The organism is Thauera chlorobenzoica (genome assembly GCF_001922305.1).
GTDB lineage: Bacteria > Pseudomonadota > Gammaproteobacteria > Burkholderiales > Rhodocyclaceae > Thauera > Thauera chlorobenzoica.
This window is the reverse complement of record NZ_CP018839.1, coordinates 1,008,379-1,021,698: the sequence shown is the minus strand read 5'-3', so window position 1 is coordinate 1,021,698 and position 13,320 is coordinate 1,008,379. Positions and strand designations below refer to the sequence as shown.

The 13,320-nt window shown below is 70.4% G+C and carries 8 protein-coding genes; all 8 read right to left on the bottom strand.

What is annotated here, in order from left to right:
* Positions 1-4: 4 nt before the first annotated feature.
* Positions 5-1,552: a CheR family methyltransferase gene (locus Tchl_RS04875; protein ID WP_075147409.1), complete on the bottom strand. Its 1,548-nt coding sequence runs from the start codon at positions 1,550-1,552 to the stop codon at positions 5-7.
* Positions 1,549-2,622 (bottom strand): chemotaxis-specific protein-glutamate methyltransferase CheB, encoded by a 1,074-nt coding sequence (gene cheB / locus Tchl_RS04870; RefSeq protein WP_075147408.1) that lies wholly within the window; start codon positions 2,620-2,622, stop codon positions 1,549-1,551. Before cheB ends, Tchl_RS04875 begins: the two co-directional genes overlap by 4 nt.
* Positions 2,619-4,301, bottom strand: coding sequence for a methyl-accepting chemotaxis protein (locus tag Tchl_RS04865; protein WP_075147407.1), 1,683 nt, complete (start codon positions 4,299-4,301; stop codon positions 2,619-2,621). Before Tchl_RS04865 ends, cheB begins: the two co-directional genes overlap by 4 nt.
* 110 nt (positions 4,302-4,411) lie before the next feature.
* Positions 4,412-7,195: a nitrate reductase gene (locus tag Tchl_RS04860; protein ID WP_075147406.1), complete on the bottom strand. Its 2,784-nt coding sequence runs from the start codon at positions 7,193-7,195 to the stop codon at positions 4,412-4,414.
* Positions 7,196-7,248: 53 nt separating this feature from the next.
* Positions 7,249-8,931: a bifunctional protein-serine/threonine kinase/phosphatase gene (locus tag Tchl_RS04855; RefSeq protein WP_075147405.1), complete on the bottom strand. Its 1,683-nt coding sequence runs from the start codon at positions 8,929-8,931 to the stop codon at positions 7,249-7,251.
* A gap of 7 nt (positions 8,932-8,938) precedes the next feature.
* The gene (locus Tchl_RS04850) at positions 8,939-10,153 is read right to left on the bottom strand and encodes a nitrate/nitrite transporter (protein ID WP_075147404.1); all 1,215 of its coding nucleotides are present in this window, start codon (positions 10,151-10,153) and stop codon (positions 8,939-8,941) included.
* 146 nt (positions 10,154-10,299) lie between these two features.
* Positions 10,300-10,653: a nitrite reductase small subunit NirD gene (gene nirD, locus Tchl_RS04845; protein ID WP_075147403.1), complete on the bottom strand. Its 354-nt coding sequence runs from the start codon at positions 10,651-10,653 to the stop codon at positions 10,300-10,302.
* Between the two features lie 10 nt (positions 10,654-10,663).
* Complete coding sequence (gene nirB / locus Tchl_RS04840; RefSeq protein WP_075147402.1) at positions 10,664-13,162, bottom strand: nitrite reductase large subunit NirB; 2,499 nt, start codon at positions 13,160-13,162, stop codon at positions 10,664-10,666.
* Positions 13,163-13,320: the final 158 nt, after the last annotated feature.

Sequence of the window (13,320 nt, the reverse complement as noted above, 5' to 3'; positions counted from 1 at the left end):
GCCCTCAGCCTCCGCTTCCGGACAGCTGCAATTCACCGCCCAGACGGCGCTCGCAGAGAAAGCGCACTTCCGCCGGGCGCAGGCCGACGGGGAGGATGGCGATACCCGGGCCGCCCCCACCTGCGGCGTCGAGCAGCTGCAGCACCGCCCGCCAGGCGCGCCGCGCGGCAGTGACTTCGCCCTGCTGTGCATAGAGGCTGCCGAGGTGGAAATGGGCCGGCCAGCAGTGCCGGTTCAGATAAACCGCCTTCTTGAACCATTCCGCCGCAGCCGTCAGCTCGCCACGCCACTTGTCGATCAGCCCGAGCAGGTAATGCGCCTCCACCGACCACGCATCGCGTGCGAGCGCCCCCAGGGCCGCCGCCCTCGCTTCGTCGAAACGTTGCCGGTTGAGGCTGATGTAGGCCCCGAGCAGCAGTGCCGCATGATCCTCGGGGTCGGCCTGCAGGCGCACCGATACCAGCGGCCAGGCCTGCTCATAGCGTTCGTCGTGCACCAGCCCGATCAATTCGCCCAGGTCGAGCGGCGCAGCGCCCCCCACGGGAGGAGCGGCGCGCGCGCGCAAAACCGGCCCGGTGCGCGCCGGCCGGGCCGCGATTGCCGGCCGCAACCCGGGTTTCAGGGGCGGACGCGGCGGCGCGCTGGTCGGCGTACGCACGAAAGGAGGCATCCGCCCCCTGCCATCCGGTGTGCGCACGCCCTCCCGCCCGGCGGAGGCAATGCGCCCCCCGGCGGACGGCGCCGACGGACGGGAAAAATGGAACAGCCCCGCTTCCTCGACGAGCTCGAACACGCCGAGGTCGTTGGCGAGCGTCTCCGCGACCCCGGTGACCAGCAGCGCACCGGGCCGCATCCAGCCGGCGAGGGCCTCGAGAATCCGGCGCCGGACCGCCTTCTCGAAATAGATGCTGACGTTGCGCATGAACACGATGTCGAAGGGCGCTGTCCCTTCGGGGAAAGCGGGCTCGATCAGGTTGAGCTCGCAAAAGCCGACCACCGCCCGCACGAAGGGCCGCAGCCGGTAGTGGCCGCCGGCGAAGTCGAAATAGCGCGCACGGAGCTCCGCATCGACCCCGCGAAAGGAAAACTCCGAGTACTGCGCCTGACGCGCCCGCGCCAACATGGGCCGGGAGAGATCACCGGCGGTGATCGAAAACAGCTCGGGGGTACGCTCGCGGTACCGCTCGAACAGCGCGATCGCCAGCGAATACGGCTCCTCCCCCGAAGAGCAGCCGGCGCTGAGGATGCGCAGCGGCATGCCGTCCTTTCCTGTCGCCAGCAGGCGCGGAACGAGGGTATCCGCGACAAAACGGATCTGTTCCGCCTCCCGGAAGAAATAGGTTTCATGCACGGTCAGCTGCTCGGCCAGCGTTCGCTGCTCGTCCTCATCGTCCTCGAGCAGGGCCAGATAGCGGGCCGCGCCGGCCAGCTGGCGGGCCTCGATGCGGGCCGCCACCGCGCTCGCCAGGCGTCGTCCCGCCGCCCCCTCGAACACGAGTCCGAAACGCGCGGCGATCAGCTCGCCGATGGCATCGAGCGGCGCCTGGCTCATCGCCGTCTCCGGTCTGCAAGCAGCGCCAGGATCTCGTCGCCGATCCGGTCCACAGGCAGCACGCGCTCCACCGCCCCCTGCTCGATCGCCATCCGGTTCATCCCGAACACTACCGACGAGGCTTCATCCTGGGCGATCGTGACCCCACCGGCCGCGCGCAGCGCGCCCAGGCCGCGGGCACCATCGCGCCCCATGCCCGACAGGATCACGCCGATCGCACCGGCACCGAACACCTTGGCCACCGAATACAGCAGAACATCACAGCTCGGGTGGTGGACATCGGTCGCCGAGGGCTCGACCAGCGCCAGGCGGCGGGCAGCGGTGACCACCAGATTGCGCTCGGGCGGCGAAACATAGACGTGCCCGGCCTCGAGCCGCTGGCCGTCGCAGGCGAGCACGACCGGCAGCGCGCACAGTCCCGCCAGCCACCCCACCATCCCCTCGGCGAAGCCCTCGGAGATGTGCTGGGCGATCACCACCGGGGCGCGGAAAGTGGACGGCAGCCGGGGCAGGATGCGGGCCAGCGCCTGGGGGCCACCGGTCGAGGCGGCGATGGCGACGATGCGCCCCTTCGCGCCCTCCCCCGCCGGCGCCGGAACGGGCCGGTGCGGCGCGAAACCGGGTGGCGGCGCGGACGGCTCCGGGTCGATGCGGAAGCGCCGGGTGATCACCGGCACGCCGGCGAGCAGGCGGATGCGGGCGACGAGATCGCGCGCTCCCTCTTCGCTGCAGCGGGGCTTGCGGACGACTTCGAGCGCTCCGCGCTGGATCGCCTCGCCGGCAATCGCGGCGGCGTCGGCGCTGGTGATCACCAGGATCGGCACGGCGCGATGCGCCATGATCCGCTCGATCGCATCGAGCCCGCCCAGCACCGGCATGTCGAGGTCCATCGTCACCAGGTCCGGGCGCAGCGTCTGCGCCAGCTCCACCGCCTGCAAGCCGTTGCCGGCCTCGGCGACGATCTCGATGCTCCGGTCACGCTCGAGGCAGGCGCGGATGACGCCGCGCGCCACCGCACTGTCGTCGGCCACGAGCACGCGCAGCGGCCGCTGGAGGGCGGCAGGATTCATGCCCCGGGCGCCGCCGCGTCGGCACGGCGGCCCCCGCCGTCATCGTCTCCGTACCTGAAGCGGCGGGTGGTTTCGAACAGGTCCGCCGCCAGCCGCTTCAGCTCCTTGCCCACCTGGACGACGCGCTCGGTGGATTGGGCGCCGTGGCGGTTGGCGCCGACGATCTCGCGCAGCGCCACCACGACCTGGGTGCTCGCGGTCTTCTGCTGCTGGGTGGCGAGCGAAATCTGCTGCGCCGCGCTGTCGGTGCCGGCTGCGGTTTCGAGGATCTCGTCGAGGTTGTGCGCCGCCTCGTCGCTGGCTTCGGTGCCGGCCACGATCACGCTCGCGCTCTTCTCGGAGGTGACGACCAGGCGGTTGATCGAGTCCTGGATCTCGCCGACCTTGGCCGCGACATCTTCCGAGGAGTCGGCGACGCTGTCGGCCAGACGGCGGATCTCCGCCGCCACCACGGAAAAGCGCCGGCCGGCCTCGCCGGCGCTGGACGCTTCGAGCGCGGCGTTGAACGCGATCAACCGGGTCTGGTCCGCGACCGCGTTGATGATCTCCATGATCCGGCCGATTTCCTTCGAGCGCGCGCCCAGGGCCATGATCTCGCGCAGGTTGTGCTCGTTGTCGTTGCGGATGTCCTCCATGCGCTCGAGCACCATGCGCACGCCTTCTGCCCCCTTGCGGCTGTTGGCCAGGGTCTGTTGCGCCATGTCGACCACCACCGCGGCGTTCTGGGCGATCTCCGACGAGGAGGCGGAAAATTCCTCCATCGTCGAGGTGATTTCGGCCACCGCCGAAGACATCTGGCTCGACATCGCCGCCTGCTGCTGCACGGACGTGCCCACTTCCTCCGAGGCGGCAACGAGCGCGCCACCGGCGGCATGGATCTCGCCGAATGCCATCGACAGCTTGCCGACCATCTCCTTCATCGCCGCGAGCAGGCTCGTGCGGTCTCCGGAGCGCAACACCACCTTCGCGGTAAAGTCGCCTTCCGCGACCCGGTGCGCGACCTTGGCCGCATAGCCCGGCTCGCCCCCCATCTCGCGTGCCAGGCTGCGCATGATCAGGAAGCCGGCGAGCAGGGCCACGACCAGGGCCGCCCCGGCGGAAACGAGCACCTGCAGCCGCGCCGCCTCGGTGGCGGTGGCGGCCTGGTCGATGCCGGCATGCAGCGACTGGCTCTGGAACTCCGCCGCCGCCGCGATCGCGCTCTGGTAGTCGGCCAGCTGCGGCCGCAGCGCGTTGTTCAGGTAGGCGCGCGCCTCGGGCAGGTGCTCGTTCGAAATGAGCTCGATCAGTTGATCCTGCCCGACGATGTAACGCGCACGCTCGCGCCGGATCGCCTCGAGCAGTTCCCGGTCGCGCGGATGGGTCGCGAGCTGGTCCAGGCGCTCGAGATTTTCATTGATCGACTGCCGCCCGGCCATCACCACCTCGCGGCTGCGTGCCCGATCGGCCCCGTTTTCGGCCAGCATCATGCTGCGCAGGGCGATCGCGATCGTGTTCGATTCGTGGCGGACTTCCCCCAGCATCGCCACCCGCGGCCACAACTGCCCGCCGACGACGTGCAACTGGCCGTTCAGCTCGCTCATGCGCAGCAGGCTGATCGCCGATACCGCGAGCAGCAGCACGATCACCAGTCCGAACCCAATCGTCAGTTTGGTGGCCACCCTCATCTTCGAAAGCATCGCGTCTCCAGGCGAAATCGTTGTTTTGTCGGCGTCCCGGCCGGGCGCCAATCGTACACGTTTTCGTCATGTCTCTGGGATGGAGCGGAAGCACGCGCCGCCCGCCGGGGCTACCGTCCCGATGCCCGAAGCATCCTGCGGATCTCGGCCACGCAGGAGCCGCAGGAGCTGCCGCAGCGGAGCTTTTGCTGCAGCGCCTGAAAGTCATCGCCACCGGCGATCGCCGCGGCGATGTCGGCCTCGGCGACATCCAGGCAGTTGCATACGATGCGCCCGCGCAGCTTCGCCTGCGCTGGCGGTGCTGCCAGCGGCGCCAGCAGCCAGCGCCGCAGCTCGGCGGCGGGCCGGCGCTCGACGATCAGCTCACTCAGCCACGCAGCGGCAGCGCTCTCGCCCACCAGACGCAGCCCGACCAGGCGGTCGCCCTCGATCAGCACACGTTTGCTGATGCCGCGCCGGACATCGGCATAGGACAGGGCGTCATCGCTCCCGAGCCCGAGCAGCGCATCCAGTTCGCCAAGCCAGGCGGGCGGAATCGGCCGGTCGTGGGCGATGCGCATCACCACCGCCGGATGCTCGCGCCCGGCGAGCGCGAGCGAGGCGTAGGCGAAGCGCTCCAGCCACGGCGACAGCGCCTCGGCGTCCTCCGCCGCGGTGCGCCCGGGGCGCTCGGCACGCATCAGCAGCGCCCGGAACGGCAGCACCGCCTTGTCGATGCGGATCGCCGCATGCTTGAGCTCGGGCTGTTTCGACAATGGATCGAGATCGGCACCGAGGAGCAGGTTGACGCCGGCCGAGCCGAGCACCTTGCGTCCCCAGTGCATGGCGACAAAGGCCTGGCCCTTGCGCATGTCGGGCGAGACCACCGCGCGCAGCACCAGCTCGCCGCGGCGGCTGGCGACCCGGACCAGTTCGCCGTCGTGCAGCCCGCGCACCGCAAGGTCGTCGGCATGGAGCTCGATGCGGGCCTCGTCGACATGGCCGTACAGGCGGGCAACCTTGCCGCTGCGGCTCATGCCGTGCCACTGGTCGCGCAGGCGCCCGGTGGTCAGGTGCAGCGGATAGCGCGCATCGATCTTTTCCGCGGTCAGCGCGCGGCCGGGGACGACGAAGCGGGCGCGGCCGTTCGCCGTGGGAAAGCAGCCGTCGGCGTACAGGCGCACGCGCGCGGCGTCCTCCTCGACCCGCGCTCCGGCCGGAAACGGCCATTGCTGCGGCCCCGCGGCATCGAGCAGGGCGTAGCTCAGGCCGGTGATGTCAAGATCGCGCCCGGCGGTGGTGGCGGCATGTTCGGCGAAGACTTCTTCCGCACGCTCGTAGGCGAACAGGCGCGCGGCCTGCGGCTTGCCGATGCGCGGCCCGAGCGCGCGCGCGAAGTCGCGCGCGATGCGCCAGTCGGCGCGCGCCTCGCCCGGCGCCGGCAGCGCCGGGCGCACGCGGCTGATGCGGCGCTCGGAGTTGGTCACCGTGCCGTCCTTCTCGCCCCAGGTCGTCGCCGGCAGCATCAGGTCGGCGAACGGGGCGGTCTCGGTGCTGCGGAACGCCTCCTGGAGGACGACGAACTCGCAGGCGGCGAGCGCCTCGCGCACCCGCGCCTGCTCCGGCAGCGACTGCGCCGGGTTGGTGCACGCGATCCACACCGCCTTCACCTTGCCCGCCCGCACCGCCTCGAACAGTTCCACCGCGCTCAGGCCGGGCGTGTCGGGCACGCGGTCGATGCCCCACAGGCGCGCCACTTCGGCGCGGTGCGCGGGGTTGGCGAGGTCGCGGTGGGCCGGCAGCAGGTTGGCCAGGCCGCCGACTTCGCGCCCGCCCATCGCGTTGGGCTGGCCGGTGAGCGAGAACGGGCCGCAGCCCGGACGGCCGATCTTGCCGGTGGCGAGCGACAGTGCGATCAGCGCCGTGCCATTGTCGGTGCCGTGGATCGACTGGTTCAACCCCTGACACCACAGCGACAGCGCCGCCGGCGCCTGCCCCCACCAGCGCGCCGCGGTGACGATGTCGTCCGCCCCGACGCCGCACACTTCGGCGGCGACCGCGGGGCTGAGCTCGGCCACATGGGCGCGCAAGGCTTCGAAGCCCTCGGTATGGGCGGCGATCCAGGCCTCATCGAGCATGCCCTCCCGCAGCAGCACATGGAGCATCGCCTCGAACAGCCGGATGTCGGTGCCGGGCAGCACCGCCAGGTGCAGGTCGGCCGCCGCCGCGGTGTCGGTGCGGCGCGGGTCGACGACGATCAGCCTCATCTGCGGGCGCCGCGCCTTCGCTTCCTCGATGCGGCGAAAGGCCACCGGGTGGGCATAGGACGGGTTGGCGCCGGCGATCAGGATGGTGTCGGCATGGTCGAAGTCCTCGTAGCAGCACGGCGGCGCATCCGCACCCAGGGTGGCCTTGTAGGCGGCGACCGCGCTCGACATGCACAGGCGCGAGTTGGTGTCGATGTTGTTGCTGCCGATCAGCCCTTTCATCGCCTTGTTGAAGACGTAGTAGTCCTCGGTGAGGAGCTGGCCGGAGATGTAGAACGCGACCGCATCCGGGCCGTGGGCGGCGATGATCCCGGCGAAGCGCCGGGCGGCGGCATCGATCGCCGCGTCCCAGCGGATGCGCCGGCGCGGCTCGGTGCGCGTGGCGCGGTACTCCGGGTACAGCAGGCGGGTGTCGAGGCCGGCGCTCAGATGCAGGCTCGCGCCCTTGGTGCACAGCTGGCCGAAGTTGGCAGGATGCGCGGGATCGCCGCGCACCGCGGTGATGCGTGTGCCGTCGTGCTCGATCATCACGCCACAGCCCACCCCGCAGTAGGCACAGGTGGCACGGGTTTCATGGCGCGGCGGCGCAAGCGCCGGCGTGTCCGCAACGGCGTCGCGGCCGGATGTCTCCGGGTTTGCTGGGGTCATGGTCCGCCTCGTTGATGGTCGTCAAGGTCTATCCGCCCCCGCACGGGGAGGGTTCATGCGCGGCTCAACAGGTAGAGCAAGACGATGTCGAGCAGCAGCGAAGCCACTAGAAGCAGTTTCAATGCCAGTCCGGGATTGCGCGCCACCAGCGGCGTCCGCCGCGGGGTCGCGAGCGGGTGCTGGGCACCGCGCTCGAGCGCCAGGCGGAACTCCCCGGCGGTCTCGAAGCGCTGCCCCGGCGCGCGCGCGCAGGCTTTCAGCAGCACCGCCTCGAGCCAGGCCGGCGTGTCCGGACGGTAACGGGTGGGCAGCAGCGGATCGCCGAAGCGCGGATGCTGGAAGGGCTCGATCTCGCCGTAGGGGTAGTGCCGTGTCAGCAGTTCGTAGAGCACGACGCCGCAGGCATAGAGGTCGGAAGCCTCGTCCGCGACCTGCCCGGCGAACAGCTCCGGCGCCATGTAGGACGGCGTGCCGGGGGTGCCGGTCTCGCACAGTTCCTCGCCGTCGGCGGCGGCTACCCCCAGATCGAGCAGGCGCAGCCGGCCGTCACGGTCCACGTGCAGGTTGTCGGGCTTGAGGTCGCGATGCACGATGCCGAGGCGGTGCAGCGCACCAAGATGGCGCAACAGGGTGCAGCCGAGATCGACCACTTCCGCCACCCGGTAACGGTGGCCACGCGCCAGCGCCGCCTGCAGCGTCTCGCCCGCGTGCCAGCGCATCAGGTAATACAGGTGTGCGCGCGCGGCATGGTCCACGACCTGCGGAAAGCCCTGCTCCGGCGCCCGCCGCGCCAGCCACTCCTCGTGCACCAGGGCGCGGCGAGCCTCCTCGTCGCGGTCGAACTCGGGCAGCAGGGTCTTCAGTACCAGCAGCGCGTCATCCGCCTCCCGGCGCACGCGGTAGAGCAGGCTCAGGCGCGAGGCGTGGAGCAGGGACTCGACCCGCAGGCCATCGATTACCTCGCCCGCTTTCAGCCGTGGCGGCAGCGCCCGGCGGCGGCCATCGGCGAAGCGGTCGCGCAGGCTGGCCGCGGGCAGCGCGGCGACCTCCGCCACCAGCGCGCTGGCGTTGTCGCTGGTGGCGGCGCGCAGCGCCTCCGCGACCAGCGCATCGGCCACCGCCTGGGGGTCGCCAACGCGCCGCAGCACGGCCACGATTCCGCCGTCGCCGAGCGCATTCCACACCCCGTCGGTGACGAGCACGAAGCGGTCGCCGGCGGCCAGCTCGCCGTCGTCGAAGTCGACCAGCAGGTGCTTCTCCAGGCCGAGCGCGCGGCGCAGCACGTTGCTCAGCTCGGGGTGCGGCCAGGTGTGGTCTTCGGTCAGGCGCAGCAGGGTCTGGTCGCGCCACAGGTAGGCGCGCGCATCGCCGACGTGGGCGAGGTGGAAACGCCGCCCGCGCAGCACCAGCGCGGTGAGCGTGGTCGCCATTCCGGCATATTCGGCGGTGCGCGCCGCCTGCGCCAGCAGCCAGCGGTTGGCGGCGGCGAGCACGGCGGCGAGCGACTTCTCCACGCTCCAGGTGTCGGGGGTGGAAAAGTAGTCGGCGAGCAGGCCGCGCACGGTGTATTCCGCGGCCTCGCGGCCGTGGGCATGGCCGCCGACACCGTCGGCGATCGCCAGCAGCACGCCCTTGTGCTCGCGCTCGGCCCCCTCGGGTGCCGCCGCGGCAACGAAATCCTCGTTGTGCGGCCGCGGCCCGGCGTGGGTGGCGTGGCCAAGGCGGACCTCGGGCATGATGGACTCAGATCCTTGCCGACGTCAGGTGCGCAGCGCCCCAGGTGGTGCGCCAGCGTGCCTTCACCAGGGTCAGCCCGAGCAGCGCGAACACGGCGAGCGCGGCGAAGACCAGGAAGCCGGCCTGGTAGCTGCCGCTCGCCTGGCGGGCGTAGCCGAGCGAGGACGCCAGGTAGAAGCCGCCGATGCCGCCGGCCATGCCGACCAGCCCGGTCATCACCCCGATCTCGCGCCGGAAGCGCTGCGGCACGAGCTGGAACACCGCGCCATTGCCCATGCCCAGCGCCAGCATCGCGGCGACGAAGCCGGCGAGCGCCATCCACGCCGCCGCCGGCGCGAAGCTGACCAGGGCGAGGAAGGTCGCGGCGATCAGGTACATCGCGCTCAGGGTACGGATACCACCGATGCGGTCGGCCACCGCGCCGCCGATCGGGCGTACCACCGAGCCGGCGAACACGCAGGCCGCGGTGAAGTAGCCCGCGGTCTTCGCGTCCAGCCCGTATTGGGTGTTGAAGTAGATCGTCAGCGAGGAGGCGAGACCGACGAAGCCGCCGAAGGTGACCGCGTAGAAGAACATGAACCACCACGCGTCGCGGTCCTTGAGCACCTTGAAATAGTCGGCGAGCGGCTTCGGCGGCGGGCACTCGGGGGCATCGCGGGCGACCACGAGGTAGAACACGAACACCAGCACCAGCGGAATCAGCGCCAGGCCGAAGACGTTGTTCCAGCCGAAGGCAAGCGCCAGCCCGGGGGCGAACAGCGCGGCGAGCGCGGTGCCGGAGTTGCCCGCACCGGCGATGCCCAGCGCGGTGCCCTGGTGCTCCGGCGGATACCAGCGCGAGGCGAGCGGCAGGGCGACCGCGAACGAGGCGCCGGCAAAGCCGAGGAAGAAGCCCAGCAGCAGCACCTGGTGGTAGCTCGTGATCCCGAACCACCACGCCGCGGCGAGCGCGCCGATGACGATCAGCTGGCCGACGGCGCCGCTGCGCTTGGGCCCGAGGTGATCGACCAGCACCCCCATGACGAAACGCAGGATCGCGCCGGCGAGCACCGGCAGCGCCACCATGAAGCCTTTTTGCGCGTGGTCGAGGCCGAGGTCGGCGGCGATCTGCACCCCGAGCGGGCCGAGCAGCACCCACACCATGAAGGCCAGATCGAAGTAGAGGAAGGCCGCCAGCAGGGTGGGCGGGTGGCCGGCGTGGAGGAAGGCTTTTCGGTCCATGAGAAAACTCCCGGAGTTGGATTGCGCAGCAGGACTGCAGGCAGCACGCCGCCGTGCCGTGCCGGCGAGCGGCATGGCCTGTGTGGATGGGGAAACGGGAAAAGGGGAACGGCCCGCGGCGCGGCGTGCGTTCCCGGCAGCGGGATTCAGCTCCTGAGCAGGACCTGCCCCGCGACCAATTTCACCGCGAAGGGCTTGCTGCAGCCGACGTCGGGCGCGAGCGCTTCGCCGCTGTCGAGGGCGAGCTTCCAGCCGTGCAGCGGGCAGGTGACTTCGCGGCCGTGGACGATGCCCTGCGACAGCGGCCCGCCCTTGTGCGGGCACTTGTCGTGGATGGCGAAGACTTCGTCCGCGGCGGTACGGAAGATGGCGATGTCGCCGTGACGGGAGGCGACCACGCGGGCGCCCAGGCGCGGGATGTCGGTGAGCGCGCAGATCGCCTTCCATTCGCCTTCGGTGGCGGCGGCGCGCGGCGTGTCCAGGGGGGTGTCGAGCGTCATCACGGGTCCTTCAGGCGTGGAGGGTTTCGAACGGGGTCTTCAGCGCGGCCTCGGCGTCGTCGGCGGCGCGCGCGGCCCACGGATCGGCGTAGTCCTGCACCGCGTACAGCAGGCGCTGATGCAGCGCACGGCGGTTTTCGGCGTCCTCGACGACGCGCTTTTTGACATGCTCGAGGCCCACGCGGTGCACGTAGTGCACGGTGCGCTCGAGATAGAAGCCCTCCTCACGGTAGAGCTGGAGGAAGGCCGCCGAATACTCCATGACCTCTTCGGGCGTGGCGACCTTGCACAGGAACTGGGCGACTTCGGTCTTGATCCCGCCGTTGCCGGCGACATACAGCTCCCAGCCGGAATCGACCCCGATCACGCCGATGTCCTTGATCCCGGCCTCGGCGCAGTTGCGTGGGCAGCCGGAGACCGCGAGCTTGACCTTGTGCGGGCTCCACATGCCGAACAGCATCTTCTCCAGGTCGACGCCCATCGCCATCGAGCGCTGGGTGCCGAAACGGCAGTGCTCGGCACCGACGCAGGTCTTCACCGTGCGGATGCTCTTGCCGTAGGCGTGGCCGGAAGCCATGCCGAGATCCTTCCACACCTTGGGCAGGTCCTCGCGCCTGACCCCGAGCAGGTCGATGCGCTGGCCGCCGGTCACCTTCACCGTCGGAATCCGGTACTTTTCGGCGACGTCGGCGATGCGGCGCAGCTCGTCGGGGGTGGTGATGCCGCCGAGCATGCGCGGCACCACCGAGAAGGTGCCGTCCTTCTGGATGTTGGCGTGGGCGCGCTCGTTGATGAAGCGGCTCTGCGGATCGTCCTTGGCCTCATGCGGCCAGGTCGACACCAGGTAGTAGTTGAGCGCCGGGCGGCAGGTCGCACAGCCGTCGGGCGTCTTCCACTCCATGAAGGCGGTCGCGTCCGCAATCGTCAGCAGCTTGTGCTCGCGGATCGCGCGCCGCACCTGGCCGTGCGACAGCTCGGTGCAGGCGCACACCGCCTTGTCGTGCGCACTGACCGCCTGGTAGGCGCCGCCGACGGTGGAGGCGAGGATCTGCTCGACCAGGCCGGTGCACGAACCGCAGCTCGATGCCGCCTTGGTGTGCTGCTTGACCTCGTCGAGGGTGAACAGGCCCTTTTCCTTGATCGCCTTGACGATCGTGCCCTTGCACACGCCGTTGCAGCCGCACACCTCGGCGCTGTCGGGCATGCTCGCGGCGCGGTTCTCGCCCTTGTGCCCGGTGTCGCCGAGCTGAGTGCTGCCAAATGAGTGGCCGAACATCAGCTGGTCGCGAATGGCATGGATGTCCTGGCCGTCCTTCATCAGCTGGAAGTACCACGAGCCGTCGGCGGTATCGCCGTACAGCACCGAACCGACGATGCGGTCGTCCCTGAGCACGACGCGCTTGTACACCCCGCCCTGCTTGTCGTGGAGCACGATCTCCTCGGTGCCCGGGCCGCCGGCGAACTCGCCGGCGGAAAACACGTCGATGCCGGTGACCTTGAGCTTGGTCGAGGTCACCGAGCCGCGGTACTGGCCGATGCCGAAATTGGCGAGGTGGTTGGCGCACACCTTGCCCTGCTCGAACAGCGGCGCCACCAGGCCGTAGGCCACGCCGCGGTGGGCGACGCATTCGCCGACCGCGTAGATGCGCGGGTCGGTGACGGTCTGCAGCGTGTCCGAGACGTGGATCCCGCGCACCCGCCCGCTGCCGCAGTACAGCCCGGCCGCTTCGGCGAGGGCGTAGTTGGGGCGGATGCCGGCCGCGACCACCACCAGGTCGGCGGGAATCTCCATGCCGTCCTTGAAGCGCACCGCGCCGACGCGCGCGGGGGTCTCCACGCCCTCGCCGCGGGCAGGGAGCAGCGCCTCGGTGTGGCGGGCGAGGAGGAACTTCATGCCCTTCGCTTCGAGCGAGGACTGCAGCATGTCGGCTGCGGCACGGTCGAGCTGGCGCTCCATGATCCACTCGCCGAGGTGCACCACGGAGACATCCATGCCGCGCAGCATGAGGCCGTTGGCCGCTTCGAGGCCGAGCAGCCCGGCGCCGATCACCACCGCGTGACGGTACCTGGCGGCGGCCTCGATCATCGCCTCGGTGTCGGCGATGTCGCGGTAGCCGAGCACCCCGGGCAGCTCGTTGCCGGGGATCGGCGGAATGAAGGGGGTGGAGCCGGTGGCCAGCAGCAGGCGGTCGTAGCCGGCCTCGGTGACGCTGCCGTCGGCGGCCTCGGCGATGACACGGCGGCGCACACGGTCGATTTTCGTCACCGTCCTGCCCGCATGCAGGGTGATGCCGTGCTCGCGGTACCAGGCCAGGTCGTTGAGCATGATCTCGGGCAGGGTCATCTCGCCGGCGAGCACCGGCGACAGCAGGATGCGGTTGTAGTTGCCGTGCGGTTCGGCGCCGAACACGGTGATGTCGTACAGGTCGGGCGCGAGCTTGAGCAGCTCTTCGAGGGTGCGCACGCCGGCCATGCCATTGCCGACGAGGACGAGGTTGAGCTTTTTCATGATTTTCTCCGCAGGGCTGGAACGATGGACGCTGGCGCAGCAAGCCGGACAATGTCCTCGGCTGTTCCACAGCATCAAACGTGCCAACTTCCCGAAAGCGGACGATCCAGCGGCTTCCGGGGATTCAGGGAGAAAATTTCAAGGCCTGTGCGCCGGGC

What these genes read in the sequence shown, in the direction of transcription:
- Tchl_RS04855 (WP_075147405.1), bottom strand. Translation starts at nt 8,931, where the DNA reads ATGCCCGAGGTCCGCCTTGGCCACGCCACCCACGCCGGGCCGCGGCCG.
- nirD (WP_075147403.1), bottom strand. Translation starts at nt 10,653, where the DNA reads ATGACGCTCGACACCCCCCTGGACACGCCGCGCGCCGCCGCCACCGAA.
- Tchl_RS04850 (WP_075147404.1), bottom strand. Translation starts at nt 10,153, where the DNA reads ATGGACCGAAAAGCCTTCCTCCACGCCGGCCACCCGCCCACCCTGCTG.
- Tchl_RS04860 (WP_075147406.1), bottom strand. Translation starts at nt 7,195, where the DNA reads ATGACCCCAGCAAACCCGGAGACATCCGGCCGCGACGCCGTTGCGGAC.
- nirB (WP_075147402.1), bottom strand. Translation starts at nt 13,162, where the DNA reads ATGAAAAAGCTCAACCTCGTCCTCGTCGGCAATGGCATGGCCGGCGTG.
- Tchl_RS04875 (WP_075147409.1), bottom strand. Translation starts at nt 1,552, where the DNA reads ATGAGCCAGGCGCCGCTCGATGCCATCGGCGAGCTGATCGCCGCGCGT.
- Tchl_RS04865 (WP_075147407.1), bottom strand. Translation starts at nt 4,301, where the DNA reads ATGCTTTCGAAGATGAGGGTGGCCACCAAACTGACGATTGGGTTCGGA.
- cheB (WP_075147408.1), bottom strand. Translation starts at nt 2,622, where the DNA reads ATGAATCCTGCCGCCCTCCAGCGGCCGCTGCGCGTGCTCGTGGCCGAC.